The organism is Enterococcus sp. JM9B, from assembly GCF_009933265.1.
GTDB lineage: Bacteria > Bacillota > Bacilli > Lactobacillales > Enterococcaceae > Enterococcus_C > Enterococcus_C songbeiensis.
In genome coordinates this window covers 12,887-38,670 of the sequence record NZ_MAEK01000019.1, presented here as the reverse complement: position 1 = coordinate 38,670, position 25,784 = coordinate 12,887, and the positions used below count along the sequence as shown (strand labels likewise).

Here is a 25,784-nt window from a genome sequence, read left to right as displayed (position 1 = left end):
ACTGCCCACTTCTTTTTTACTTGGGAGGAGGAAAAGTATGCGACCAAAACCACTGATTATTGATATTAGCGAATGGCAGCGCCCGGCTGTCATCAATTATGATCTTTTGGCAAAGCAAATTGGTGGTGTGATTATTCGGATTCAATATGGCAGTGCCTATGTAGACAAGCACTATCAAACCCATATTAAGGAGTTCAAAAAACGTGGAATCCCCTTTGCAGTTTATGCTTGGGTACGGGGAATTAATTTTAACGATATGGCACGAGAGGCGGAGTTTTTTTGGTTGCGGGGAAAAGAATTTCAGCCAAGTTTTTGGTGGTTGGACGTGGAGGAATTTTCCATGAAAGAGATGCGCAGCGGGTGTGAAATATACCGCCGTACGTTGAAAAAATTAGGAGCGAAAAAAGTTGGCGTGTATATTGCCAATCACCTGTACAAACAGTTGAATTTGGACGTCACCGCTTTTGATGGTATCTGGCTGCCCACTTATGGTGCTAACTCCGGAGTTTATACCGGCAGCAATCCAACGGCAACGACTGATTATGACCTGCATCAGTACACTTCAGCAGGACGACTGTCGGGATATGAAGGACCGCTGGATCTGAATCGGTTGCATCGAAAAACGCTTTCGTACTTTTTTGGGACGTCAACGGAAGGAGAGGGGGATTTTCCCATGAAAACTTTCAACTTAACAACGGCTGTTTATCTGCGACAAAAGCCTGACCGCAAAAGTCCGACGATTGCGTTGTTATCTGTTGGGCAGAAGATAAAAATCAACGATATTTGCATCGCCGATGGTTTTTTATGGGGCGTTCAACCACGAGAAGATGGAACAAAGGGCTTTTTCGCATTGGGAAAATTTTCTGGTTATGGTCAGTTCAATTAGGTAAAACAGATTGCTTGTCAGAAAAAAAGTCTCATGGTATCTTACACTTACAATAAGTAAGCAAAAAGGTGGGACGAAAAATGAAGTATTATTTCGATGCGGGAGAAGCCGGAGGAAAAAATTTGTTGCTGCTGCATGGTACTGGCGGTGATGAATATTCTTTGGTAGATATTGCTCGTTTTTTAGATGGTTCCTGTAAGATATTATCCTTTCGAGGAGAAGTACAAGAAGAAGGAATGAATCGCTTTTTCAAACGAAATGGTTTAAATCAGTTTGATTTTGACAGTCTGGAGGAAGAAGCAGACCGCTTGTACGAAGAAATTAAAGAATTAAGCAAAGAAAAAAATATTCCTATCGAGGATTGGGTATTAGTGGGGTATTCAAATGGTGCCAACATCGCTGCCCATCTCCTTTTGGAACGAGAGACCAACTTGACGAGAGGTATTTTCTTCCATCCGATGTCTTTGGAACGCCACACAAAGACATTTTCTTTGGCAGATAAAAAAGTTTGGCTTTCTTTTGGAGACGGTGATCCGATCGTTAGCGATGCCTCCTTTAATGAATTGGATCAAGCCTTTGAAACACGGAATGCAGAAGTAACGATTGCCCGTACAAAAACTGGTCATCAAATCAATATGGATGAGCTGCAAGCAGCGCGAGAATGGTTAAATAATCTATAATGAAAAACCAAGAATAGTGGAAGTCTCTTCCAAACTATTCTTGGTTCTTTTTTTATAGCTTGCGTTCAAAGGGATCGCTGGAAATACCTTGATCCAACACTTGAATCGCATATTCTTTGGCGCTGAAAAGAGAATGATCCCGATAATTTCCGCATTCTTTTGGGGAGACCGCCGGAACTTCATCGGTTTCGATGACATGTTTTTGCAACACAGTGGCTAACGCATCTCGAATTTCTTCGGTAGTATGTTCACCCCAAAGAATCAAATAAAAACCTGTTCGACAACCCATTGGTGATAAATCGATTACGCCTGTCAAATAATCCCGCAAATTAACTGCCAATAAATGTTCCAGCGTATGCAGTGCGGCGGTTGGCAAGGCGGCTTGATTTGGCTGTAAAAAACGCAAATCGTATTTTTGGATCAGGGTGTTATTATTTGTTTCACTGCCGGCAAGGCGGACATACGGTGCTTTTACTTCATTATGATTTAATTCAAAACTTTCTACTCGTGCCATGTGGTTAGCCTCCAGATATTAGAATGTGGCAACTATACCAAAAAAAAGACGGATTTTCAATGAGAGAAGGCAAAATGAGCCGAGTATTTGCGAAGCCCTCCGTGTGAAAAAGCATTTTCAGAATTTTACAACGGTTGTTACTGTAATTAATGGGAAAATGTGCTAAAATGGCAAAAAGTTAATTTTTGAGACTCGTTCTACTTTATGATGGATTTGGTAAGGATGGGCGGGAAAATCGCTTGAAATTTTGACAAAAATTTCTTGCCAAGAGGAGATGGAAGGTATGAGTACAGGATATCGGGTTGCGGTTGTTGGCGCAACAGGTGCAGTGGGCACAAGAATGATCGAGATGTTAGAACAGACTACTTTGCCGCTTGCGGAGGTAAAATTATTGGCTTCCAAGCGTTCAGCAGGAAAAATATTGACCTTCAAGGGAAAGGAACTGGCTGTGGAAGAATTAGTGCCGGAATCTTTTGAGGGTATTGATATTGCGCTGTTTAGTGCAGGTGGCGGAATTTCGAAAATCTTTGCGCCGGAAGCAGTAAAACGTGGTGCTGTGGTCGTCGATAATACCAGTCATTTTCGTATGGACCCGGAAGTACCGCTAGTGGTTCCAGAGGTAAATAAAGAAGCCTTGCGTCAACATAAAGGAATCATTGCCAATCCAAACTGTTCAACAATTCAAATGATGGTGGCATTGGAACCGATTCGTCAAGCCGTGGGGTTGGATCGAATCATCGTTTCGACTTATCAAGCAGTTTCCGGAGCTGGTGCAAAAGCAATGGAAGAATTAAAACGCGAAACCTTGGCTTATTTGGAAGGTGCTTCTGCTGACGAATTGAATCCAGAGATTTTACCTTCTGGTGGGGATAAAAAACATTATCCAATCGCCTTCAATGCTTTGCCACAAATCGATGTTTTTGCCGAGGATGATTATACCTATGAAGAGTGGAAAATGATCAACGAAACCCATAAAATTATGGCAGACGACAAAATTAAAGTAGCGGCGACCTGCGTGCGGGTTCCGGTATTCAGCGGGCATTCTGAATCTGTTTACATCGAAACCAAAGATGCAACCGATGTGGCAGCCTTGAAAAATCTATTAAAAGATGCGCCGGGAATCGTTTTGGAAGATGATCCAAGTCAACAAATTTATCCCCAAGCGTTAAACAGTGTCGGCAGAAAAGAAACTTTTGTCGGACGCTTGCGCCGAGATTTAGATGTAGCAAATGGGTTTCATATGTGGGTAGTTTCTGACAATTTATTAAAAGGTGCTGCATGGAATTCTGTGCAAATCGCAGAAACACTGCATGAAATGGGCTTGGTGAAAGCTAAATAAAACGCAAATAAAATACTCGATAGAATCGGACCTTTGTCCGGATTCTATCGAGTATTTTTCTTTGTATCGTGGTGAGAAAGGATTATTCCCCTAATTCCTTCAGCACTTTCTCGGGTACGGAGGATTTTTCAACCACATTTGGTCCTTTGATTACCCGTTTTTTACTGATAGAAGCTTTAACGATGGTATTTGGTTGGAAAGGAGTTGGATTTTCTCCACTCAATTCATAGGTCATTTCTTGGTGTTCACCATTTTCTTTTACAAAGGTGAAGGTGTATTTATAGGAAGACCAACCTTTGATAATTTCACCGGAATCACTTTTTGTTTGCACTTTTTCGGGAGTTGTTGCAGGTACTTTTGCATAAGCCGGGATTCCTTGGTACGTTTCTTTGTAGTAGTTATAACCAAAATAGGCACCGACGCCAAGGACCAAAATCAATACTAGCCCGCCAATTGTTTTTCTCATAATAAATCAACCTTTCTTTCTTGGTGCTTACAAGATACCACAGCTTAAGCGAAAATGACCATTGAAAAACCTAACAAAGTTGTAAGTTTGAAAAAATCAGTAGCGGCGTTTAAGCTGTTTTCCTTTGATTTCATAGACTTCATCTGCCACCGTTTTGACAAAGTACGGGTCATGGGAGGTAAACAAGACCGTTCCGGGATAAGCCCGAAGAAATCCTTCTAACGCGGATACAGTTGACAGGTCGATAAAATTTGTCGGTTCATCCAAAATCAACACATTGGCGGGTTTGACGAAAACGAGGGCCATGGAGACGCGTGTCGCTTCGCCGCCGCTTAATTTTTGGACGGGTTTGTCTAATTCGGTTTGTAAAAAGCCAAGATTATTTAAGAGACTGCGAACCAAACTTTCGGAATAATCCGTTCGTTTCATCAGAAAGGATAAAATTGTTTCTTGCTGATGAAGTTGATAATCCATTTGTTGATAGGTGCTGAAAACAACTTTTGGGGATAAGGTGATGCCCGGTTGATTTTCTTGAATGTATTGCAGCAAACTGGATTTTCCTGTTCCGTTATCACCAATCAGGGCAATTTTTTTGCCGAGGGGAAATTGAAAACTTGCTTGTTCCAGTAAGCATTTTTCTCCTTTAATCAAAGTGATTCTATCCCCCATGATGGGAAATTTGTTGTGGATCGTCAAAGCAATCGAAGGCGGGAAGATAATCTTTCTTTGTCCTGCCACATTCTGGACTGTTTCCAGTTGCTCCAATCGTTTTTCAATCGTTTTTGCTGTTTTTTGCGCCGCTTTTTGAACGGTATCTTTTTGTTTGGAGGAAGACAGGCGGTCAGGACGTATATTTTGTTTTTTCTTTTTATCTGAAACGCGTGCCAGTCGTGCCGCTTGTTCTTTTTTCTTCTGAGCTGCGGCAGCAAGGCGGTTTTTTTCCTGTTCATAGTGGGAAAAGGCATTTTCCTGCGCCAGACGTTCTTGTTCTTTTTGCTGTTGGTAGTCGTCGTAATTGCCGTTGAATTCGCGAATTTTCCCCTCCGAAACTTCCCAGATTTTGGTCGCCAGTTGATTGAGAAACCCGCGGTCATGGCTGACAAAAAGCAACGTTCCGTAATAATAGTTCAGTTCTTCAATCAACACATCAATGCTGCGGCGATCCAGATGGGTAGTGGGCTCATCCAAAAGCATGCCCAACTGATAATTTGTCAAGGCTTGGGTCAAGCGTAATTTTGATCCTTCACCCCCACTGAGTGTAGTGATGCTGTTGGTCGGAACTTTCATTCGTCCCAATAATTCGCCGTCTAATTCTGTTTCTGCTTCATCCGGTAAAGCAATCTGTGAAAAATAAGTAAAGGCTGTTTCCCGCTGAATTTTCCCACGATCCGGCTGGATTTTGTCGGCGATTAAGTTTAGTAAGGTTGATTTTCCTTGACCATTGCCACCGACGATTCCAATACGATCATTTTGATAAGCGGTCAGCTCATCGATTTGAAAAATATCTTTATTGCCGAATGTAACGGCAACATCTGTTAATTTCACTGCTAGTTCCATTGATTTTGCACTCCTTGTTTCCTTGGCAAAACGCAATTTTTGGGTACACAAAAAAGGGAGAGCCTTACGCTATCCCTTGGGTGATCATAATGTAACCAGCAAGCGGTTATAAAAATGTCGACACTTATCCCATGAAATCGTCGTTTTGACAAGACTTTTGAATTGTATTTAATTAGCTATTCAAAAGTACAAAACGCAATCGCATCGCTGCCGTCATTCCTTTCCCTACTTTCTAATTGTTCTATTTTGATGATACCATACTTCGTTATTGGTGCAAAGAAATTTGGGGTGAGAAATTCTGAAATTTTTCTTTTGATTTCCATGGATTCGGTGAGAATCGGAAGGAATCAGTCTACTTTTTCCTTATTTTATTGTATAATGGAACGTGGATGCTTATGCTTGGAAGTATTTGTATATATTAAAAAATATTCGAGAGGTGAATAATTTGAGCAGTATCAAAATTATCCCAATCAGTGGTGTACGAGAAAATGGAAAAAATCTTTACGCCGTTGAAGTGGGAGATGATCTATTCGTTTTGGATTGCGGTCTGCGTTATCCTGAAAGCGAATTGTTGGGAATCGATACCGTGATTCCTGACTTTACTTATTTAATAGAAAATGCAGATCGTGTTGCAGGTGTTTTTCTGACCCATGGACACGCAGATGCCATCGGGGCATTGCCTTATCTATTAGAAAAAATCAATGTTCCCGTTTTTGGGACGAAACTAACGATCGAGTTGGCAAAAATCAATGTCCACAAAAATGAGGCAACAAAAAAATTCAAAGCGTTTCATGTGATTGATGAACATACAGAAATCGACTTTAGTGATACCACGGTCAGCTTCTTCAGGACTACCCACTCCATTCCAGATTCAGTTGGGATCAGCTTGAAAACTCCTGAAGGAACGATCGTGTATACTGGAGACTTTAAATTTGATCAGGCAGCAGTGCCAATGTATCAAACAGATTTTGCTCGTTTGGCTGAAATCGGCAGAGAAGGTGTGTTGGCGCTACTAAGCACGTCTTCTAATGCAGAAAATCCAGCGAAAGTTGCTTCTGAACGCAAAATCGCTGATGAAGTTTACGACAACATCCGCTATTGGGAAGGACGAATTATCGTGGCCAGCGTTGCCAGCAATCTGCAACGGGTACAACAGGTATTGAATGCTGCCTATCGTTCCGATCGAAAAGTAGTCTTGACTGGGTTGGATTTTGGTCGAATCATCCGAACCGCGATGAAGCTAGGAAAATTGGAAGTTCCGGATGAAGACCTGTTCATCACCCAAAAAGAAATGAAAAAGTATCCACCAGAAAAATTGTTGATTTTGGAAACCGGTCGAATGGGTGAACCAATCAAAGCCTTACAAAAAATGGCGAATGGAACCCATCGCACCTTGCGTATTCAGGAAGGTGATTTGGTTTACATCGCTACTACACCAACCACTGCAACGGAAACCTTTGTGGCAAAAACAGAGGATATCATTTATCGTGCTGGCGGTGCGGTAAAACAAATTTCTGACAATATGCGCGTTTCCGGACATGCTAATCCCGATGATTTGCAACTGATGATGAATATGTTGCGACCAAAATATTTGATTCCAATCCAAGGGGAGTACCGTCAATTGGATGCCCATGCTGAACTGGCAAAATTAGTCGGCATTCCTGCCCGCAATATTTTTATTGCCGCGCGAGGAGATGTACTGGAATATCAAAATGGGGAAATGGTTCAAGCTGGATCTGTTCCCGCTGAAAATGTCCTGATCGACGGTATTGGTGTCGGAGATATCGGCAACATCGTCTTGCGGGATCGTAAAGTTTTATCGGAAGATGGTATTTTTGTGGTAGTTGTCACTATCAGCCGTCGCGAAAAGAAAATCGTTGCTCGTCCGCAAATCACTTCAAGAGGTTTTGTTTATGTCAAAGCCAGCCGAGATTTGATTCGGGAAAGTGGAGATATGGTAGCGGAAATCGTTGAGAAGCATTTGCACACGGATGATTTTGAATGGAGTAAGCTAAAACAAGATATTCGTGACCGATTGAGTCGGTTCTTATTTGAACAAACCAAGCGTCGCCCGGTTATTTTGCCAGTGATTATGGAATCCTCGCAACGCAACCGTGCCCGTAAATAATCCGACAGGACTGACTGGAGAAGAGCCGTTTAAACTCTTAGCCAGTCTTTCTTTTGCCGAGAAAAAATGTAAACTATATGAAAAGTTTCAACTTAATGTGTAATTAATGAAAGGAAGTCCTGTTATGCCTAGTTATCAAGAAGATGCGAGTGTTCAAAAAAATCGTTGGTGGATTCTCGTTGCAGTTTCCATGTTTACGTTTATGTCCACTTTAGATGGTAGTATCGTTAATATTGCATTGCCAACAATTTCCAAAGATATGAAGGTGCCGATGAATCAGGCAGAATTGATCGTATCGATTTATCTGATGGTGGTTTGTGCCTGCTTGCTTTTGTTTGGGAAAATTGGGGACAGTCTGGGAAAAATCAAAGTCTTTCGTTTAGGAATGTTGATTTTTACTATTGGTTCGTTGCTTTGTGGTTTTAATCATTCTTTAGGGTTCCTGTTATTTGCGCGAGTAGTCCAAGCTGTTGGTGCCAGTATGACGATGGCAACGAATACCGGAATCATCACTGAAGTTTTCCCTATGAGTGAAAGAGGACGCGCATTGGGATCAATCGGTGCCTTTGTTTCCTTGGGGTCAATTGCCGGTCCAGGATTAGGTGGACTGATTTTGGCACAATTTTCCTGGCCGTATATTTTTTGGATCAATGTGCCGGTGGGAATTTTGACGATGCTCTTTAGTCAACGTCTTTTGCCTCAAGATATTACCCTCAGCAAACAAAAAACCGACAAATTGGGCTTTGCGACCTTTGCTTTGTTTATTTTAACCTTTTTTGGCGGTGTCTTTTTAGGACAGGAACGAGGATTTTTGACCGTTATTCCTCTCGTTTTATTTGCATTGGCACTGGTTTCTTTTGTCGGATTTATTTTGGTGGAAAAGAAAGTCAAATTGCCGTTGATCACTTTTAGTATTTTTAAAAATAAAATTTTCACCATGAGCTTATTAACAGCGACCCTGATTTTTTCTTCCAACTTCTTTGTTAATGTCATCGTTCCTTTTTATTTGCAAAATGCTCGTGGGCTTAGTCCAAGTTATGCGGGCTTGCTGATGATGGTCTTTCCTTTTCTGATGGTGGTTGGTTCACCGTTAAGCGGGTATTTGACGGATAAAATCGGACCGGAAATTCTGGTGCTGATTGGATTAACGCTACTGTCTGTGACCCAGATAATGTATATGTTTATGACGATCCATACACCAATTTGGTTTTACGTGGTGGCAACAGCAATCATGGGTTTAGGAAATTCATTGTTCCAATCCCCAAATAATACAATGGTCATGAGTAGTGTGACCCGCGAAAACCTGGGCGTTGCCGGCAGTATGAATTCCTTTGCCAGAAATTTGGGTATGGTAATCGGAATCGCATTGGCAACAACGATTTTGTATGATGCTATGAGCAGCAAAATGGGGGAACGGGTGACGACCTACATCGCTGAACGTCCGGATGTCTTTATTTACGGCATGAAAATCACTTTTTTGGGTTCCTTTTTACTTTGTTTGGTGGCGTTAGTATTGACTGCTTTACGAATAAAACGGCAAGGAGGATTGCGACATGGCAAATGAAATTGAAACATTTTTATCTGAAAAAGGAATCCCCTTTGAAAGGTATGAATTTCCGTGGAGGCTGGAGGAAGAGACGGCTCGATTAAAAGCGGAAGAGTTGACGATTCCCGAAGAAATCATTTTTAAAACCTTAGTGGTAAAAGGAAACAAATCGGGAGCAACGATTGCTCTTGTTCCGCTGACTGCACATCTTGATTATAAAAAGCTGGCAAAAGCCACCGGCAACCGCAAAATCGGTTTTCCACCGATGGAGTATGTATTGGAAGCTACCGGTTATCCCCATGGCGCCAATACACCCATCGGAATCTTTTTGCACCATCCGGAATATCCGCTTGTGTTTGACGAACGTATCCGACAGTTTAAAGAAATTTTGGTATCCAGTGGAGAAATTGGTCATAGTGTAAAAGTCGCGGTGTCCGATTTGTTAGCCTTACTCCAACCGCTAGTGATAGATATTCTAAGTGAAAAAACAAAATAGCTGAAATGAAAGGGAAAAATCGAGAAGGAAACTTCGTGGTTTTTCCTTTTTTGGTGTTTCTTGGTAACAGTTTCAACGATTCTCTGTTACAATATAGAATGAAAGCTGTATTACTCAAAACCAACGAAGTACAACAAGTGGCAGTTCCGCTTTTAGTAACTATTCTATTGGGACGATACACAGCGTGAGAATCAATAAATTTTTCTGTCAAGAAATTGGAATAGCTTAAACCAAACAAGGAGGAAGACAAATGAAAATTACCTATCATGGACATTCCGTTATTGCCATCGAGACGCAGCAAACGAATATTTTGGTGGATCCTTTTATCACTGGCAACCGCTCAACAAATTTAACCGTGGATACCGTTTCGGCAGATTGGTTATTGGTCACCCATGGACACAGCGATCATTTAGGCGACACTGTTCCGATTGCTAAACGAACGGGGGCCAACGTCATCAGTATGGTAGAAGTTTGTTCCTTCGTTGCTAAACAAGGGGTAGAAAAAACGCACGGAATGAATATTGGCGGTAAATTTTTATTTCCTTTTGGAACCGTCAAAATGGTGGCGGCACAACACAGTTCAGGCTATGAAAAAGACGGAGAAATGATTTATCTTGGGGAACCTGCCGGATTCTTACTGGAAATCGAAGGCAAACGAATTTATTTGGCGGGAGATACTGCCTTATTCAGTGATATGGCTTTATTTGGTAAAGAGGGAATTGATATCGCCTTCTTGCCAATCGGTGATAATTTCACCATGGGACCAGAGGATGCAGCGCAGGCGGCAAAATTATTGCAGGCGAAAAAAGTCGTTCCGATCCATTACAACACCTTTCCAGTTATTCAACAGGACCCACAAAAATTTATTGATTTATTGCCCGGAAATGGCGAAGTGTTGTCAGTCGGACAAACAATCGAGGTATAGGAGAACAAGATGGCAACCAAACATGATTTGATTTTAGCTCATATCGAAGGACTTCCAGTTGGGGAACGAATTTCGGTGCGGGGCATTGCAAAAGCATTATCCGTCAGCGAAGGTACGGCTTACCGTGCCATCAAAGACGCAGAAAACATTGGACTGGTCTCCATGATTCAGCGTGTTGGTACGATTCGTATTGAACGAAAATTAAAAAAACATATTGAAAAACTGACTTTTGGGGAAGTCGTTCAGATCATCGAAGGGGATGTACTGGGGGGCAAGGCCGGCTTAGATAAAGTGCTGAATCGTTTCGTGATCGGCGCGATGAAAGAAGAAGCCATGGAGCGTTACATTACACCGGGTTCATTGATGATCGTCGGAAACCGGGAAGAAGTGCATCGCTTGGCCTTGGAAGATGGCGCTGCCGTTTTGATTACCGGTGGCTTTGATACTTCGGAAGAAATTTGTCGGTTGGCAGATGACGTAGAGATGCCGATTTTACGGACGACCTACGATACCTTTACTGTAGCCACGATGATCAACCGGGCGCTGAGTGATCAGTTGATCAAAAAAGATATTTTATTGGTCAGTGATATTTATATGCCTTTGGATAAAACCCAATACCTGACAGTACATGATACGGTCAAAGACTATAAACACCTTGCAGAAGAAACCGGACATTCTCGTTTTCCTGTGGTGAATAAAAATATGCGGGTGGTGGGAATCGTCACCGCCAAAGATATTTTGGAAAAAGCGGATACTCAGTTGATCGAGCGGGTAATGACCAAGGAACCAAGCATGGTGAAAAAAGAAATGAGTGTGGCTTCAGTCAGTCATCAAATGATTTGGGATGGGCTGGAAGTCATGCCGGTCGTAGCCGATGACTTGTCTTTGCTGGGTCTGGTTACCCGTCAAGATGTCATGAAGGCCATGCAGTTGGTTCAACGTCAAACCCAAGTGGCAGACACCATCTCCGATCAGATTTCAGCAGAAATGCAAATTGTTGAACAGGACATGGAAGGGAAAAAACTAGATACTCCCTACTTCAAATTTATGGTATCTCCACAAATGGTCAATGAAGTCGGAACAATTTCTTTTGGTGTGTTAAGCGAAGTCGTTGGCAATGCAGCCAAACGGACGATGCTGTTGAATCAACGGCGCAACAGTTGGATTGAGCAGGTCAACCTACATTATTTCCGCTTGATTCAGTTGGAAAGCGAATTGGCGATTTATCCGCGAATTTTGGAATTGGGTCGACGTTCCGCAAAACTCGACATTGAAATTTATATTGAAAATACTCTGATTGCGAAGGCAATCGTCGTGAGCCAAGTATTAGAACGGCCGTAACGTAGAAATGGAGAAAAAATGAACATCAGACATGAAATTTTAGCTGCTATCAAAGAATATTCCCGTATCATTATCCACCGCCATCAACGACCTGATCCGGATGCATTAGGTTCACAGGCTGGTTTGGCGGAAATTTTGCGGGTGAGCTTTCCCGAAAAAGAAATTTATCAAGTAGGCAGTAGCGTCGACGGTCTAGCATTTTTAGCAACGATGGATGAAATTGCTGACGAAAAATATACTGATGCACTGGTTATTGTGACAGATACCGCTAATGCACCACGGGTCAGTGACAAACGTTACGACAAAGGTGTAAAAGTTATCAAAATCGATCACCATCCAAATGATGAACCCTACGGTGATTTGGTGTGGGTCAATACCAAAGCAAGTAGTTGCAGTGAGATGATTGCAGATTTTGCCTTTTATTTTCCTGATGAATTAAAAATCAATGAAGCGGCTGCCCGGTTACTCTATGCCGGCATCGTTGGCGATACCGGGCGCTTTTTGTATCCGGCAACCACTTCATATACCTTGACTATCGCTGGTCGCTTATTGGATTATGGCTTTGATGCTGCGCTTCTTAATCGTCAGTTGCAGCAAATTCCAATGAAGGTCGCTCGATTATCGGGTTATATTTATGAGCATATCGAAGTGGACGAACATGGGGCTGGTCGTGTGATTTTATCTCAAGAGTTGTTAAAAGAATTCGGGATTGATGATTCTGAAACCGCACCGATCGTTTCCCTGCCTGGAACCATCGATACTGTTTTAGCCTGGGGGATTTTTGTTGAGCAACCAGAAGGCTACTATCGCGTACGCCTACGTTCGAAGGGACCTACCATCAATGAAGTTGCCAAGCGACATCATGGCGGGGGGCATCCTTTAGCAAGTGGGGCGAATGCGGCAAATTCTGACGAGATCAATGAAATCTACCAAGAAATCCAAGAGCTTTGCCGTTATTTTAACGAGTAAAGAAAAAAAGGGTTTTTCTTGTGAGACCGTTATCTTTTATCGAATAAGAAAAAAATAATAAAAAGTGTTGACAAAAAGTATTTTGGTCTATACAATTAAACCGTTAACATATTTGTTTCATGTGACTAGATCATACTAGGCATGGAAAGATGTCGTAGATAAGGAGACTTATTACGGGATTTTTCCATGCTTTTTTCTTTCGTTGGCAATCCTAGGGTCTAATGGGAGTAGTGGTCGGTTCATGAATCTTAATTCTGCAGAAGAGGATTGTTATTATGAAAATCAAAAAGATTTTTAACCAAAACGCGGTCTTAGTCGATGACGACGGTCAAGAAAAAGTCGCGATTGGCAAAGGCGTTGGGTTCGATAAAAAGCGCAATGACCTGATTTTTCATCGAGAAATCGAGCGAATGTTCGTTATGGAGCCGGAAGGTCAAATGAAACTGCAAAGTCTGCTGAATCAAATCGATGAAAAATTTCTTTTTGCCGCAGAGCATATCATTGATCATGCGGAAACTGTTTTGATGGAAAAATTGAATGAACATGTTTTGATTGCTTTGACAGATCACATCGCTTTTGCCGCTGAAAATATCCGCAATGGAATCGTGATCCGCAACAAACTACTGCGGGAGATCGAGGTACTATACAGTGATGAGTTCAGCATCGCTCAATGGGCGGTGGATTATTTAAACAAAGAGTTGGCGATTCCTTATACCTATGATGAAGCCGGTTATATTGCGATTCACATCCATAGTGGTCGCAGTGGACAAACCAGCAATCATCGCAGCATTCGGGAAGTCACTATCGTTTCAGAAATCATTCAATTGATTGAAAGAGAATTAGCAATCGATATTCATTCGGAACAAATGGCGTTGAATTATTCTCGGTTGGCCAATCATTTGCGCTTACTGCTACAACGCTATCATAACCAACAATATGCCGTTTTAGACGAGGAAATCGTTGAAATGGTCAAGCGAAAATATCCGGAGAGCTATGCGGTAGCGAAAAAAATCCGGGTATTACTGACAAAACAATACCAAATGTCCACGACAAGCGAAGAGCTTGGCTATTTAGTCATTCATATCGAACGCTTGCGGGGCGCAAAAGACTAGGAGAGAAAAAGATGAAAGCTTATATGCAACGGATGGGACGTTCCCTAATGTTACCAGTAGCAACCTTGCCAGTAGCTGCTTTGTTCATGGGAATTGGTTATTGGATCGACCCAAGCGGTTGGGGCGGTAATAATATTTTGGCGGCCTTCTTGATCAAAGCCGGGGGCACAATTTTAGACAACTTAGGAATTTTATTTGCAGTTGGGTTAGCTTTAGGCATGTCAAAAGACAAAGATGGTGCTTCTGCATTAGCTGGTTTAGTTGCTTTCTTAACACCAATTACGCTAGTAAACAGTGCATCTGTTGCTTTATTTACTAAAGTAGATGTTGAAAAAGTCAATGTTGCTTTTGGCGCAATCAACAATAAAAATGTATTTATCGGTATTTTAGCCGGTTTGGTCGCAGCTGCAATGTACAACCGTTTCAGCGGAGTAAAACTGCCAATGGCGCTGTCTTTCTTCAGCGGAAAACGTGCAGTACCGATCGTAACCGCCGGATTAATGGCAATTATTTCTGCATTATTGATTTTTGTTTGGCCACCGGTTTATACAGCCTTGGTAAGCTTTGGTGAAATGATTTCCGGTATGGGTGCTTTGGGTGCCGGCTTATACGGATTCTTCAACCGTTTGTTGATTCCAACTGGCTTACACCATGCCTTGAATAATGTTTTCTGGTTCAACTTGGCAGGAATCGATGATATCGGTAAATTCTGGGCGAGTGAAGGTGTGAAGGGTGTTACCGGAATGTACCAAGCTGGTTTCTTCCCAGTAATGATGTTTGGTTTACCAGCCGGAGCATTGGCAATTTACCAATGTGCCCGTCCTGAAAAGAAAAAAGTAACAGCTTCATTGATGTTGGCAGCAGCATTTGCTTCCTTCTTCACCGGTGTTACTGAACCATTAGAATTTTCATTTATGTTTGTTGCATGGCCATTATATGTTGTTCATGCGGTGTTGACAGGGATTTCAATGTTTGTTGCAGCAGCCTTCCATTGGACCGCCGGCTTCAACTTTAGTGCCGGTTTCATTGACTTCTTCTTGAGTTTACGGGTACCAATTGCAAACCAACCATTAATGTTATTGGTTCTAGGCTTAATCATGGCCGTAGTTTACTATTTCACTTTTATGTTTGTTATTAAAAAATTCAATTTGATGACACCAGGACGTGAAGTTGGTAATGGCGAAGCTGAAACAGACGTGGATGGATTTGTCGCTGCAGGAGATGATAAATTTGCTGCTTTAGCAAATCAAATCTACAATGCATTAGGCGGCGCAGCTAATGTTACTTCGATTGACAACTGTACAACTCGTTTGCGCTTGCAAGTCAACGATACATCAACTGTTGATCAAGGAAAAATCAAAGCGACCGGTGTACCGGGAGTCAAAGTTATCGATGACAAAAACATCCAAGTTATCGTGGGAACGGAAGTACAATTTGTTGCGGATGAAATGAGTAAGCTTCATGGGGGAGCAGCACGAAGCGTTGAAAAACCAGTTGTTGCCATGACACAAACTGAAACCGTTGTGACAGGACCACAAACCCAAGATGTTTTTGCAGTAGCAAAAGGACAAGTCGTTGCCATCACGGAAGTTGCCGATGATGTCTTTTCACAAAAAATGATGGGAGACGGGTTTGCTGTTCTGCCAACAAGTGGCGAAATTTTTGCACCAGTTGCCGGCACAATCATGAACATTTTCCCAACGAAACATGCAGTGGGAATCAAAACGGATTCCGGCATTGAAGTTCTGCTACACATGGGTATCGACACGGTTAACTTGAAGGGGGCACCATTTACTCTTTATGTTGAAGAAGGACAACGTGTTGCTCGTGGACAATTAATCGCCTTGGTAGATTTAGCAGCATTACAAGCAGCTAACAAAAAATCAGATATGATTGTTGTCTTTACCAATGCTGAAAAAGTGGACACGTTAACCGTTGAAGCTGGCAAATCAGTAGAGGCAAATGATGTTATTGGTCGTGTGAAGAGTAAATAAAAAATAGTGAGACAAAACAGCCCGTGCATTTCGGAAATTCACCGAAGTGCATGAGCTGTTTTTTTGAAATCATCCCCGCAAATCATCCAGAAATTCGGTTTTTGCGACGGTTTTTTCGTCTTTCATTTTAATGATTCGAGCGGGGGAGCCGGCAACGACTGCACCAGCAGGAACATCTTCTGTGACAACGGAACCGGCTGCGACAACGGCATCTTTGCCTACTCGAACACCTTCAAGAACGACGGTGTTCGCCCCGACAAGCACGTTGTCTTCAATCACGACAGGACTTGCAGAAGGTGGTTCAAGAACGCCGGCTAATACTGCACCGGCACCAATATGAGCCTTTTTACCTACAGTTGCACGAGCGCCTAAAATAGCCCCCATGTCGATCATCGTTTCTTCGCCAACGACCGCACCAATATTGATTACCGCACCCATCATGACAACGGCATTTTTGCCAATGACTGCTTGATCGCGAATGAAGGCACCGGGCTCGATACGGGCATCCACACTAGTCAGATCCAGTAAAGGAATCGCAGAATTGCGGCGATCATTTTCTAAATGAGAAAATTTGATTTTTTCTTGATGCTCTGCCAAAAATGTTTGAATCGGTTCTGCATCGCCAATAGCCAGCCAAAATTCTTCACTGCCGAACAATTTGACATATTCACTTGTGACGGTGGACAGATCACCTTGAATGTAGGCTTTGACCGGAGTTTCTTTGGTCGCATTTTTAATGTATTTTGCTAATTCATACGGATTGGAAAATTGAAGTTCAGACATAAGTTACCTCGTTTCTTTCGTTTCTAGTAAATCAGCCATGCTGTAAAGCCCGGCTGGTTGTTGCAGTAAAAAGGCGGCGGCTTTCAAAGCACCGTTTGCAAAAATATCCCGAGATAAAGCAGTGTGGGTCAGTGTAATGATTTCATCAGAACCGGCATAAAGAACAGTGTGTTCACCGGGAATCGTTCCCCCTCTGACAGCGTGAATGCCCATTTCCTTTAAAGCATTTTCGTTCTCATTACCAGAACGACCAAAAATATAGTTCTTCTTTTCCTCCAGCGTTTCATTGATACTATCTGCTAAAAGCAAGGCAGTTCCACTGGGGGCGTCTTTTTTCTGGTTATGATGTTTTTCAATGATTTCAATATTAAAATCAGCTGCTAATGATGGGGTGATGGCTTGCAGGGCTTTGATCAGGACGTTGATTCCCAAAGACATATTGGCGGAATAAAAAACGGGAATAACTTGAGCAGCAACCGCCAACATGGTTTTTGTTTCTTCTGATAGACCAGTTGTTGCTACCACTACTGGCCAATTACGTGTGACACAAACGTTTAGTAATTCCGGAACGACACTGTAATGGGAAAAATCAATCACAAGATCAATCGTTTCTTTGACTTCTGCTGGAGATTGATAAACAGGAAAAGCACCCGTGCCATTTGCTTGACGATCGATACCGGCAACGACTTCTAAATCCGGCTGTTGGGCAATCAACTGCTGCAACACCTGACCCATGCGTCCATTGCTGCCGCTTAACAAAATTTTCTTCATGGTGACCTCCTTTTTGTTTCGTTTTTTTGCGGGACGTTTTTTCTAACGAAAAATAAATTGGTTGGGTTATAAAAGACCGTAGGCAGTCATTTCACGTTGTAGTGCGGCTAAGGTGCTTTCTTCTGGTTTATCCAGCGGCAAGCGATAGGTCATGTCGCATTTTCCTAATAAAGAGACTGCGGCTTTGATAGGAACAGGATTGACTTCACTAAAAATCACATCAATCAGTGGTTTTTGCGCCAATTGGATGTTGCGGGCAGTTTTGAAATCGCCAGCGAAAAAGCTACGAACCAAAGTTGCTGTTTCTTGTGGGGCAATGTTGCCAATAGTAGAAATCACACCCGATCCCCCCACCGATAAGATTGGCAGGACTTGATCGTCGTTGCCGGAATAAAGAGCAAAGTCCTCATCTACCAAGCGGGCAATCTCAACGATTTGTGAAATGTCTCCGCTGGCTTCTTTGATTCCTTTGACATTTGGAATTTTTTTCAATTCTGCCACGGTATCCGGTGTTAAGTTCATGCCGGTACGAGAAGCAACAGAATATAAGATGACTGGCAGCGAAACTGCACCACAGATTGCTTGATAATGGGTAATCAGACTTTTTTTCGTTGCTTTATTATAATAAGGAGTAACGACGAGAAGGGCATCTGCGCCCACCCGTTCCGCTTCTTTTGATAAATGAATCCCGTGTTGGGTATTATTTGATCCGGTGCCGCCAATCACAGGAATTCTTCCCGCTGCTTGTTTGACGACGGCTTCAATGACAGCGATGTGTTCTTCGTCATCCAGTGTCGAAGCTTCTCCTGTCGTACCGCAAGCGATGATTGCGTTGGAGCCCTTTTCGATATGCCACTCCACTAATGCTTTCAGCTTATCAAAGTTCACCTTTCCATCTTCATTCATGGGTGTGACCAACGCCACGCCAGAGCCTTCAAAAATTGCCACTTTCGACACATCCTCTCATTTTATCTTTCTTTTCAAGAATCCAACGCCAATCGGAAAAATTATCTGAAATTTTTTTTTATTCAAATTATTATTGGATTATTGGAATTATATACTATAATGTAAAAAAATATCAATGGTTATCCCTGAACAAACGAGTTTAATTTTGAGAGAAGGACTGAACGAGATGATTATTCAACCAGAAATCCAAGCATTGTTGCCGGACGTGACTGCATTTCGCCGAGAACTGCATCAAATTCCAGAATTAGGATTACAAGAATTTCAAACGATCGCTTATTTAAAAAAACAATTGGCCTCTTTTGGCATTCAAGAGATTCACCAAGTGTTGGATACGGCATTAGTAGTAGTATTTGAAGGAGAGCTTCCCGGAAAAACGATTGCTTTTCGGACGGATATTGATGCGTTGCCGGTCACAGAGGAAACTGGTGCTTCCTTTGCATCAAAAATTCCCGGTCGGATGCATGCCTGCGGACACGATGGGCACATGGCGACCATGTTAGGGTTCGCCAAATATTTAGCAGAACATCCGGAAGTTATCCAAGGAAAAATCCTGTTGCTCTTTCAACCGGCAGAAGAAGGTCCCGGGGGCGCACAGTTAGTGATTGATGCAGGTGTTTTAACGAAATATGGCGTGGATGAAATTGTGGGACTGCATCTTTTTCCGGAATTTGATGAAGGAAGGATTGCTTGTCGAAAAGGCGGCATGATGGCCCGCAATGGAGAAGTGACCTTAACGATTACGGGGCAAAGTGCACACGGGGCTCAGCCGCAACAAGGAGCGGATGCGATTTTAGCTGCCGCTGCCGTGATCCAAGGCGTGCATTCGATTATTTCCCGCAACCTCAGCCCGCTGGATTCTGCTGTGCTGACATTTGGGGATATTCAAGGAGGAGAAGCCATGAATATCATTGCCGGAAAAGTCGTGATCCACGGAACAATGCGTGCATTTAGCGACACCGTTTACGACACGATGGTGGAACGAATCACGCGTTTGACGACAGAAATTGCACAAGGCTACGGCTGTCGCGGGGAAGTTTTTTTCAATCATATGTACCGAGTAGTTGACAATGATCCGCAAATGGTTGAAAATCTAGAGAAAATCGCTGGGGATAGTTATGTGGAATCACCGCCTTATCTGTTGGCGGAGGATTTTTCGATGTATCAGCAGGAAATTCCGGGTTTGTTTTTCTTTGTCGGTACTCGTAATGAAGAAAAAGGCTACACGTATCCACTCCACAGCGGGAAAATGCAGTTTGATGAAAAAAATCTGTTGGGGGGCATTCAATGTTACCTCCAGTTAATCGAGGCGTTAAACAACTAGGAAGCAACGAAGGAGCGAAAAAATGAAAGCAACGAAAAAGAATCATTTATATTGGGATGGCTGCGATACGGTCGCCTTAGCAGAGAAATATGGAACGCCGCTTTATGTCTTTTCTGAGACGGAAATCGTGGCGCAATGTCGTGCCCTACATGAAGAATTTTTGGATCGTTACCCAAAGACACGGGCAGCCTATGCCAGTAAAGCTTTTTCTACTTTAGCGATGGTGAAGATTATCCAGCGGGAAGGGTTGTCGTTAGACGTCGTGAGCGGCGGCGAATTAGTTACAGCGATTCAAGCAGATTTTCCTGCTGAAAGAATTGAATTTAACGGAAACAACAAGTCGGTGGAAGAATTAGAGATGGCTGTGGACTATGGCGTTGGACGAATCATTGTTGATAGTTTGCAGGAAGTTGCTTTGCTGCGGGAAATCTGTCGTACTAAAGAAAAAAAAGCGAAAATTCTCTTTCGTATCACACCGGAAGTCAAGGTGGATACCCATGCATTTATTTCGACGGGGCAAAAAGATTCAAAATTCGGAATTCCTTTGGATGAAGGCATTTTATTTCCCCAAATTCAAGAAGCAATCGAAGCACCGGAAATCGAATTTTACGGGTTTCATTTTCATGTGGGCAGCCAGTTGTCGGATAACCGGGCACATTTGGCAGCAGCAAAGGTTTCGTTGCAATTGATGCTTGAGGTGCATGAACGATTTGATTATGTCATCAAGGAATTGAATTACGGCGGCGGTTTTGGGGTGCGTTACACGGAGCAGGATGTGCGGATGCCCTACAGCTATTTCTTGACACCGTTAATGGATTTGACGGAGGAATTTTGTGAAACCCAGAATCTTCCTCGCCCAGAAATCGTTATCGAACCCGGTCGCAGTATCGTTGCTGAAGCAGGGATTACGTTGCACAAAATCGGCAGTATCAAAGAGTTACCAGGCATTCGCAAATACGTCAGCATTGATGGCGGTATGACCGATAATATTCGTCCAGGATTGTACCAAGCAACTTATACAGGAGTAGTGGCAAATAAAGCGGATGAACCAGCAACTCAAACCGTGACAATTTCTGGAAAAGCCTGCGAAAGTACCGATATATTAATCAAGGATCTGGAAATTCCTGATGTTTCTGCTGGTGATCTTTTTGCAACCTTTACTACAGGAGCCTATGGGTATTCTATGGCCAGCAATTACAATAAATTGCCGATTCCACCGGTAGTTTTGGTAAAAGACGGGGAGTCGCAACTGATTGTTAAAGGACAAAGCTACCAGCAATTACTGGAAAACGAGCAGCCTTATCAAGCATTTGGAGGTAGAGTAGATGAAAATTCCCTTTAATAAAATGCAAGGTGCAGGCAATGATTTTATTGTCATCAATAACCAAGAACTGGGTTTATCCGGCGAAGAGCTGTCAACCTTAGCAAAACAAATCTGCCAGCAAAAACGTTCCGTTGGCAGTGATGCGTTGATGGCTCTAGATACCCCGCAAGCCGAGGGTGATTTTCGGATGCGGTTTTATAATGCAGACGGCACGGAAGCTGAAATGTGCGGCAATGGGGCACGCTGTATCGCCCGATATGCCTATGAAAAGGGACTAGCAACGGATACAATGACAATCGAAACGGTGGCAGGAGATGTAAAAGCTTGGCGTTTGGATGCCCGTCGGTATAAAGTTCAACTTAACGAACCTACCCATACCCATTTTGATTGGGATTTCTCAGACGATTTGGATAAAATCGTGACTCAAGTGGATTATGTTGAGTTAGGGGACCCGGCGATTCCTCATTTAGTGATCCATTATCCAGCACTTGCAGAAAAAAACTTGGCTGACTTGCAAGATCTGGCAAAGAAATTGCGTTTTTGGGAAAAGTTACCAAAAGGTGCCAATGTGAATTTTTATGATTTCATGGAAAATGGCGATGTCTTGGTGCGTACCTTTGAACGTGGCGTGGAGGATTTTACCTTAGCTTGCGGTACAGGTTCCGGCTCAGTGGCCTACGCTCTGACTGAAAAAAAATTGACACCGCAAAATCCGGTTGTGATCCAAGTTTTAGGTGGTACACTGGAAGTAGAGGTAAAGGATCGTGAGCTTTATTTGATGGGAGATACCAATATTATCATTGAAGGCTTGATTACGGATGAAGATTTACCGCAGCAATAGGTAGATTTTCTACTTCACCGGAAGTAAAAACAGCTGAGGAGCAAAAAATTTATGGAAGCAATTATTTTTGATATGGATGGTGTACTGATCGATTCAGAGTACAGTTATTTCGAGGCGAAGGATGGTGTATTGGCGGCAGCCGGAAAATCGGTGCTCAGCAGTTACCATGGCAAATTTATGGGAACATCGTATCTGTATACTTGGGAGACAATGAAACAAGAACTCGATTTACCAAAGCCGGCAGAAGCATATGTGGCAGAAATGATCCAACGACGACAAGAAATCATTGATCGTGATGGGATTCGCCCAATCAAAGGAGCCATAGAACTGGTGCAACGCTTGGCCGAAGAACAACAGGTTTTGGCAGTGGCTTCTTCTTCTCCATTAACTGAAATCGAACGTTCTTTGCGAACCATTGGAATCTATGATCATTTCAAGGTCATTACCAGCGGCGAAGAGGTGACTCATTCCAAACCTGCACCGGATGTTTATCTTTTGGCAGCGAAACGATTGGGTGTAGATCCCGCAGCCTGTGTTGCATTGGAAGATTCTCCCAACGGCAGCCAAGCGGTCAAAAATGCCAACATGATGTGTGTTGGTTTTGCCAATCCAGACTACCCAAAGCTGACTTTAGCTTCAGATTGGGTAGTGGACAGCTATGATTTTTTGACGGCGACAACTTTGACAGAGAAATTTTCTGAATATCAAGCAAAAAACTGATTTTTCTTGACAGCTATCAATTTTTTTCCGCGGCTTTGGTCCTATACTAGAGCCATAGAAAAGAAAGAGGGAATTTCTCATGGAAAAAGTAATTATTCAATTAGACGCATTAACTTGCCCATCATGTATGCAAAAAATCGAAAGTGCAGTCGGACACCAAGCAGGTGTTGAAAAGGTCAAGGTTTTGTTCAATGCCGGTAAAGTAAAAGCCGAAATTGACAGCAGCCAAATCAGTGCCGACACCGTAGTCAAAGTTATTGAAGACCTTGGTTATGAAGTGAAAGGAACGAAGGTTAAAGAACTCGTCTAAGCGTTCCAGTTGACGAAAGGGTATACTTGCGGTTAGATAAAGGTAGGAAAAAAGTAAGGAAAAGAGACGATAAGCGAAATGACTCATGAGCATATTTGTGTGACGCTGGTTCCATTATTCAATCATTTGGATCTTGAGGAACAAAGAAAAATCAATCAGTTGGTCACCCATCAAGTTTTTGAAAAAGGGGAACAAATTGTTACTCCTGAGGGCGATCCGCAGCTTGTGATTGTTGCTCGTGGGAATATGAAGGTCTATCAGCTTTCACCTGCCGGACGAGAACAACTGTTACGGGTAGTAGAACCCGGCGGCTACGAAGGAGAAAGCCAACTGTTTGGTGCGCAAAATGATACACTCTTTGGTGAAGCTCTACAACAAACGGAGGTCTGTGTTTTGAAGCATCAGGATTTCCAGCAATTATTGTTGCGTTATCCCCAACTCAGCTTACGATTGCTAGAAATCAATGCGGAAAAAATGACTAAGGTTGAGCAGCAAACACAATTTCTGATGATGGAAAAAGTCGAAGAACGTTTAGCGACCTATCTCTTAGATTTGTATAAAGTCGGTGGCGAAGCGAATGTCACTATTCCGATGAAAATGAAGGAATTAGCCGCTTTTCTGGGAACGACGCCGGAAACCCTTTCCCGCAAGTTAAAATTGTTAGAAGACCACCAACTGATTCAACGCAAAGGCAGCCGCATCACACTGCTGGATTTGGACGGGTTGGAGGATATGTAAAAAAGACCAAAAAGCGGATTCGCTTTTTGGTCTTTTAGCATTTTGTAGGCTATTCTTTTTCAGAAACTTCTGCATGCTTCGGTTGTGCAGGAGCGGCTGGGGTTGCTTCTTTTACTGCGGCAACCAGTTCTTGGTTTCCAGCCCGGTTTGCCATTGTGTCGTTGATTAGTGATACGAGGTCGAGTCCGGTGGTTTCTTTGATGGTATCAAAAGTACGTGCTAAACCGGCTTCTCCCATTTCAGGTAATCCGTCACCACTGCCAAAGCTGACCACCTTGTCGATGTTGCTTAATGGTGCATTGACTTCTTTGGCGATTGCAGGCAAGACTTTGATGAATTCCATCAAAATACCGGCTTCGTTCAGTTTGGTCAAGGCGATAGCCATTTTTTCTTTGCTGTCGGCTTCGGCTTGCCCGACTTTTGCAATCCGTTCAGCGTCGGCTGCACCAAGTTTGGCAATTCGTTCTGCTTCGGCATTAGCAGCCAATTTGATTTTCTCTGCATCAGCTTCTGCTTGTGCGATTTCTTTTGCTTTTTCAGCTAAGGCGTTTTGTTCCACCACGTACTTGTCGGCTTCGGCTTGTTTCCGCAAGGTTGCGGTTAGTTGTTTCTCAGTTAATTCGGCTTGTTTTTCTTGGATTTCGATGTTTTTATCTTGTTCGATCAAGTTGATCTTCATTTTTTCACCAACGGCAATCTGTTCAGCTTGCGCGTCAGCAACTTCTTGTTCCTGCTTGTATTGAGCTTGTTTTAACGCCATATCTTTGTTGGCTTCGGCGATTTCGGTTTGGCGACGAATTTCTTCGTGTTTTGCCAACTGTTCGTTTTCTGCCTGTTTGATTCGTGTTTCCCGTAACGCATTTGATTCAGCAACTTCGGCATTTTTTTTCACTTCAGCAATTTGCGGACGTCCTAAAGCGTCCAGATAGCCATTGGTGTCGCTAACGTCTTTGATAGTGAAGGAAACAATTTCTAATCCCATTTTCTTCAAATCGGTGGAAGCGACATTTTGAACTTGTTCAGCAAAGTCGTCGCGATTTTTGTAAATTGCTTCAACCGTCATCGTTCCCAAAATCGCCCGCAAGTGACCTTCCAAAACTTCTTTTGCTTCATCTTCTAATTCTTCCGTTGATTTACCAAGGTATTGCTCAGCGGCAGTTTTGATGGATTCGTTGCTGTTTCCGACTTTCACCAACACGGTAGCGCTGGCTTTGATTGGAACACCTTGTTCTGTGTAAACTTCCGGGGTGCCAATTTCTAATTTATGGGTCAGCAAGCTCAATTTATGGGCCTTTTGAACGATGGGGATAACGAAAGTCCCGCTGTTTTTCAAAATCTTGATGCCTTCTTTACCTAAAAATGATCCGGTAACGATTAAGGCTTCATCGGGTTTTCCGATGCGGTAGCGAATCATTAGAAAAGCGATCAAAGCAAGTACGGCGATTACGATCCAAAAAATTGGATTTGCAAGTAAATCTGTCATTTTTCCACTCCCTGTTCTATAAAGTTTTCATTTTTCACAACTAAAGCGATTCCTTCTCGATCAAAGTCGATGATGAGTACCTTTGTTCCAACTGGTAATAGGAGATTTTCTTGGATGTCCTTTTCCCGAAATAAACGGGCAGGATGGATTGAACGGGCAGAGCCGCTGCCGGTTTCCATAACTTCTCCAAGAGCGTCACCGTGGATTTTTTCTGTCAATTCTCCTAATACATAGTCGTCTTCGATTAAAACATTGCTTTTGTTGCGATCTGTCAGCCGATTGTACAGCATCATGAAAGGGGTCAAAAGCAGACTGAAAACGGCAAATAGTACAGCCAATACCAGTAGGATCAAAAGAAACCATGCTACACCAGTGACGAAGGGTGGTAGCTGGTTGAGCGACTCGATCAGCTGACGTAACGGATTCATCCCATTTTCCTCACCTTCTTTGAAAAGTTGTTAGGTTTATCATAAGCGAAGTAGGTAGCGTATTCAAGGAAAGTGTGTAACAGAATTGTAATTATTCGAAAACGCATTTTTTTGTGTATTCAGTAAAAAAAGACGAAAAGTATTAA

General features: G+C 42.8%; 25 protein-coding genes. 17 read left to right on the top strand and 8 right to left on the bottom strand.

What is annotated here, in order from left to right; all coding sequences use genetic code 11:
• Window positions 1–37 precede the first annotated feature (37 nt).
• Window positions 38–886 carry a GH25 family lysozyme gene (locus tag BAU16_RS05800; RefSeq protein ID WP_137604657.1) on the top strand — a complete coding sequence of 283 codons (849 nt, stop codon included), beginning with the start codon at window positions 38–40 and terminating at the stop codon, window positions 884–886.
• An 80-nt stretch (window positions 887–966) separates the two neighbouring features.
• Window positions 967–1,566, top strand: a complete 600-nt coding sequence (locus tag BAU16_RS05795; RefSeq protein WP_137604656.1) for an alpha/beta hydrolase — start codon at window positions 967–969, stop codon at window positions 1,564–1,566.
• Window positions 1,567–1,618: 52 nt separating this feature from the next.
• Here BAU16_RS05795 and BAU16_RS05790 read toward each other — a convergent pair whose 3' ends face one another.
• Window positions 1,619–2,080 carry an S-ribosylhomocysteine lyase gene (locus BAU16_RS05790; RefSeq protein WP_048604230.1) on the bottom strand — a complete coding sequence of 154 codons (462 nt, stop codon included), beginning with the start codon at window positions 2,078–2,080 and terminating at the stop codon, window positions 1,619–1,621.
• Between the two features lie 283 nt (window positions 2,081–2,363).
• On the opposite strand from BAU16_RS05790, the gene BAU16_RS05785 reads away from it, so the two are divergent.
• Entirely contained in the window at window positions 2,364–3,419 is a 1,056-nt protein-coding gene (locus BAU16_RS05785; RefSeq protein WP_048604229.1) for an aspartate-semialdehyde dehydrogenase, read from the top strand.
• 82 nt (window positions 3,420–3,501) lie between these two features.
• Here BAU16_RS05785 and BAU16_RS05780 read toward each other — a convergent pair whose 3' ends face one another.
• On the bottom strand, window positions 3,502–3,885 hold the full coding sequence (locus tag BAU16_RS05780) for a YxeA family protein (RefSeq protein WP_048604228.1): 384 nt from the start codon (window positions 3,883–3,885) through the stop codon (window positions 3,502–3,504).
• Between the two features lie 96 nt (window positions 3,886–3,981).
• The gene (gene abc-f, locus BAU16_RS05775; RefSeq protein WP_161526705.1) at window positions 3,982–5,442 is read right to left on the bottom strand and encodes a ribosomal protection-like ABC-F family protein; all 1,461 of its coding nucleotides are present in this window, start codon (window positions 5,440–5,442) and stop codon (window positions 3,982–3,984) included.
• A 445-nt stretch (window positions 5,443–5,887) separates the two neighbouring features.
• Between abc-f and BAU16_RS05770 the strand changes: the two genes are divergently transcribed.
• The 8 genes from BAU16_RS05770 (at window position 5,888) to nagE (ending at window position 15,953) form a co-directional block, all read left to right on the top strand.
• Entirely contained in the window at window positions 5,888–7,570 is a 1,683-nt protein-coding gene (locus BAU16_RS05770; protein ID WP_048604226.1) for a ribonuclease J, read from the top strand.
• A gap of 124 nt (window positions 7,571–7,694) precedes the next feature.
• Window positions 7,695–9,134 (top strand): MFS transporter, encoded by a 1,440-nt coding sequence (locus BAU16_RS05765; protein WP_161526704.1) that lies wholly within the window; start codon window positions 7,695–7,697, stop codon window positions 9,132–9,134.
• Complete coding sequence (locus BAU16_RS05760; RefSeq protein WP_161526703.1) at window positions 9,124–9,612, top strand: YbaK/EbsC family protein; 489 nt, start codon at window positions 9,124–9,126, stop codon at window positions 9,610–9,612. Before BAU16_RS05765 ends, BAU16_RS05760 begins: the two co-directional genes overlap by 11 nt.
• 250 nt (window positions 9,613–9,862) lie before the next feature.
• Window positions 9,863–10,537, top strand: coding sequence for a metal-dependent hydrolase (locus BAU16_RS05755; protein ID WP_161526702.1), 675 nt, complete (start codon window positions 9,863–9,865; stop codon window positions 10,535–10,537).
• Window positions 10,538–10,546: 9 nt separating this feature from the next.
• A complete protein-coding gene (locus tag BAU16_RS05750) occupies window positions 10,547–11,878 on the top strand; it encodes a DRTGG domain-containing protein (protein WP_161526701.1) in 1,332 nt (443 codons plus the stop codon).
• Between the two features lie 18 nt (window positions 11,879–11,896).
• The gene (locus BAU16_RS05745; RefSeq protein WP_048604221.1) at window positions 11,897–12,847 is read left to right on the top strand and encodes a DHH family phosphoesterase; all 951 of its coding nucleotides are present in this window, start codon (window positions 11,897–11,899) and stop codon (window positions 12,845–12,847) included.
• Window positions 12,848–13,122: 275 nt separating this feature from the next.
• Window positions 13,123–13,959 (top strand): PRD domain-containing protein, encoded by an 837-nt coding sequence (locus BAU16_RS05740; RefSeq protein ID WP_048604220.1) that lies wholly within the window; start codon window positions 13,123–13,125, stop codon window positions 13,957–13,959.
• Window positions 13,960–13,970: 11 nt separating this feature from the next.
• Window positions 13,971–15,953, top strand: coding sequence for an N-acetylglucosamine-specific PTS transporter subunit IIBC (nagE, locus tag BAU16_RS05735; protein WP_048604219.1), 1,983 nt, complete (start codon window positions 13,971–13,973; stop codon window positions 15,951–15,953).
• A 69-nt stretch (window positions 15,954–16,022) separates the two neighbouring features.
• Here nagE and dapD read toward each other — a convergent pair whose 3' ends face one another.
• The 3 genes from dapD to dapA all read right to left on the bottom strand — a co-directional run bounded on the left by dapD (window position 16,023) and on the right by dapA (window position 18,455).
• The gene (gene dapD / locus BAU16_RS05730; protein ID WP_161526700.1) at window positions 16,023–16,736 is read right to left on the bottom strand and encodes a 2,3,4,5-tetrahydropyridine-2,6-dicarboxylate N-acetyltransferase; all 714 of its coding nucleotides are present in this window, start codon (window positions 16,734–16,736) and stop codon (window positions 16,023–16,025) included.
• A 3-nt stretch (window positions 16,737–16,739) separates the two neighbouring features.
• Complete coding sequence (gene dapB, locus BAU16_RS05725; protein WP_161526699.1) at window positions 16,740–17,507, bottom strand: 4-hydroxy-tetrahydrodipicolinate reductase; 768 nt, start codon at window positions 17,505–17,507, stop codon at window positions 16,740–16,742.
• A 66-nt stretch (window positions 17,508–17,573) separates the two neighbouring features.
• Complete coding sequence (dapA, locus tag BAU16_RS05720; protein WP_161526698.1) at window positions 17,574–18,455, bottom strand: 4-hydroxy-tetrahydrodipicolinate synthase; 882 nt, start codon at window positions 18,453–18,455, stop codon at window positions 17,574–17,576.
• Between the two features lie 184 nt (window positions 18,456–18,639).
• Here dapA and BAU16_RS05715 point away from each other — a divergent pair, with 184 nt between their 5' ends.
• The 6 genes from BAU16_RS05715 (at window position 18,640) to BAU16_RS05690 (ending at window position 23,727) form a co-directional block, all read left to right on the top strand.
• Window positions 18,640–19,794, top strand: a complete 1,155-nt coding sequence (locus BAU16_RS05715; RefSeq protein WP_161526697.1) for a M20 metallopeptidase family protein — start codon at window positions 18,640–18,642, stop codon at window positions 19,792–19,794.
• Between the two features lie 22 nt (window positions 19,795–19,816).
• Window positions 19,817–21,136: a diaminopimelate decarboxylase gene (gene lysA / locus BAU16_RS05710; protein ID WP_048604214.1), complete on the top strand. Its 1,320-nt coding sequence runs from the start codon at window positions 19,817–19,819 to the stop codon at window positions 21,134–21,136.
• On the top strand, window positions 21,120–21,959 hold the full coding sequence (gene dapF / locus BAU16_RS05705) for a diaminopimelate epimerase (protein WP_161526696.1): 840 nt from the start codon (window positions 21,120–21,122) through the stop codon (window positions 21,957–21,959). Before lysA ends, dapF begins: the two co-directional genes overlap by 17 nt.
• Window positions 21,960–22,010: 51 nt before the next feature.
• Window positions 22,011–22,679 (top strand): HAD family hydrolase, encoded by a 669-nt coding sequence (locus tag BAU16_RS05700; RefSeq protein ID WP_161526695.1) that lies wholly within the window; start codon window positions 22,011–22,013, stop codon window positions 22,677–22,679.
• Between the two features lie 79 nt (window positions 22,680–22,758).
• Window positions 22,759–22,989 (top strand): heavy-metal-associated domain-containing protein, encoded by a 231-nt coding sequence (locus BAU16_RS05695; protein WP_048604211.1) that lies wholly within the window; start codon window positions 22,759–22,761, stop codon window positions 22,987–22,989.
• A 78-nt stretch (window positions 22,990–23,067) separates the two neighbouring features.
• Window positions 23,068–23,727 carry a Crp/Fnr family transcriptional regulator gene (locus tag BAU16_RS05690; RefSeq protein WP_137604645.1) on the top strand — a complete coding sequence of 220 codons (660 nt, stop codon included), beginning with the start codon at window positions 23,068–23,070 and terminating at the stop codon, window positions 23,725–23,727.
• Between the two features lie 49 nt (window positions 23,728–23,776).
• Here the strand turns inward: BAU16_RS05690 and BAU16_RS05685 are convergent, their stop codons facing one another.
• Window positions 23,777–25,210, bottom strand: coding sequence for a flotillin family protein (locus BAU16_RS05685; protein WP_048604209.1), 1,434 nt, complete (start codon window positions 25,208–25,210; stop codon window positions 23,777–23,779).
• Window positions 25,207–25,638 (bottom strand): hypothetical protein, encoded by a 432-nt coding sequence (locus BAU16_RS05680; RefSeq protein ID WP_048604208.1) that lies wholly within the window; start codon window positions 25,636–25,638, stop codon window positions 25,207–25,209. The genes BAU16_RS05685 and BAU16_RS05680 overlap by 4 nt, the downstream gene beginning before the upstream one ends.
• Window positions 25,639–25,784: the final 146 nt, after the last annotated feature.

Coding starts and splice junctions, on each gene's coding strand:
- BAU16_RS05800 (WP_137604657.1), top strand. CDS start 38: ATGCGACCAAAACCACTGATTATTGATATTAGCGAATGGCAGCGCCCG.
- BAU16_RS05795 (WP_137604656.1), top strand. CDS start 967: ATGAAGTATTATTTCGATGCGGGAGAAGCCGGAGGAAAAAATTTGTTG.
- BAU16_RS05790 (WP_048604230.1), bottom strand. CDS start 2,080: ATGGCACGAGTAGAAAGTTTTGAATTAAATCATAATGAAGTAAAAGCA.
- BAU16_RS05785 (WP_048604229.1), top strand. CDS start 2,364: ATGAGTACAGGATATCGGGTTGCGGTTGTTGGCGCAACAGGTGCAGTG.
- BAU16_RS05780 (WP_048604228.1), bottom strand. CDS start 3,885: ATGAGAAAAACAATTGGCGGGCTAGTATTGATTTTGGTCCTTGGCGTC.
- abc-f (WP_161526705.1), bottom strand. CDS start 5,442: ATGGAACTAGCAGTGAAATTAACAGATGTTGCCGTTACATTCGGCAAT.
- BAU16_RS05765 (WP_161526704.1), top strand. CDS start 7,695: ATGCCTAGTTATCAAGAAGATGCGAGTGTTCAAAAAAATCGTTGGTGG.
- BAU16_RS05760 (WP_161526703.1), top strand. CDS start 9,124: ATGGCAAATGAAATTGAAACATTTTTATCTGAAAAAGGAATCCCCTTT.
- BAU16_RS05755 (WP_161526702.1), top strand. CDS start 9,863: ATGAAAATTACCTATCATGGACATTCCGTTATTGCCATCGAGACGCAG.
- BAU16_RS05750 (WP_161526701.1), top strand. CDS start 10,547: ATGGCAACCAAACATGATTTGATTTTAGCTCATATCGAAGGACTTCCA.
- BAU16_RS05745 (WP_048604221.1), top strand. CDS start 11,897: ATGAACATCAGACATGAAATTTTAGCTGCTATCAAAGAATATTCCCGT.
- BAU16_RS05740 (WP_048604220.1), top strand. CDS start 13,123: ATGAAAATCAAAAAGATTTTTAACCAAAACGCGGTCTTAGTCGATGAC.
- nagE (WP_048604219.1), top strand. CDS start 13,971: ATGAAAGCTTATATGCAACGGATGGGACGTTCCCTAATGTTACCAGTA.
- dapD (WP_161526700.1), bottom strand. CDS start 16,736: ATGTCTGAACTTCAATTTTCCAATCCGTATGAATTAGCAAAATACATT.
- dapB (WP_161526699.1), bottom strand. CDS start 17,507: ATGAAGAAAATTTTGTTAAGCGGCAGCAATGGACGCATGGGTCAGGTG.
- BAU16_RS05715 (WP_161526697.1), top strand. CDS start 18,640: ATGATTATTCAACCAGAAATCCAAGCATTGTTGCCGGACGTGACTGCA.
- lysA (WP_048604214.1), top strand. CDS start 19,817: ATGAAAGCAACGAAAAAGAATCATTTATATTGGGATGGCTGCGATACG.
- dapF (WP_161526696.1), top strand. CDS start 21,120: ATGAAAATTCCCTTTAATAAAATGCAAGGTGCAGGCAATGATTTTATT.
- BAU16_RS05700 (WP_161526695.1), top strand. CDS start 22,011: ATGGAAGCAATTATTTTTGATATGGATGGTGTACTGATCGATTCAGAG.
- BAU16_RS05695 (WP_048604211.1), top strand. CDS start 22,759: ATGGAAAAAGTAATTATTCAATTAGACGCATTAACTTGCCCATCATGT.
- BAU16_RS05690 (WP_137604645.1), top strand. CDS start 23,068: ATGACTCATGAGCATATTTGTGTGACGCTGGTTCCATTATTCAATCAT.
- BAU16_RS05685 (WP_048604209.1), bottom strand. CDS start 25,210: ATGACAGATTTACTTGCAAATCCAATTTTTTGGATCGTAATCGCCGTA.
- BAU16_RS05680 (WP_048604208.1), bottom strand. CDS start 25,638: ATGAATCCGTTACGTCAGCTGATCGAGTCGCTCAACCAGCTACCACCC.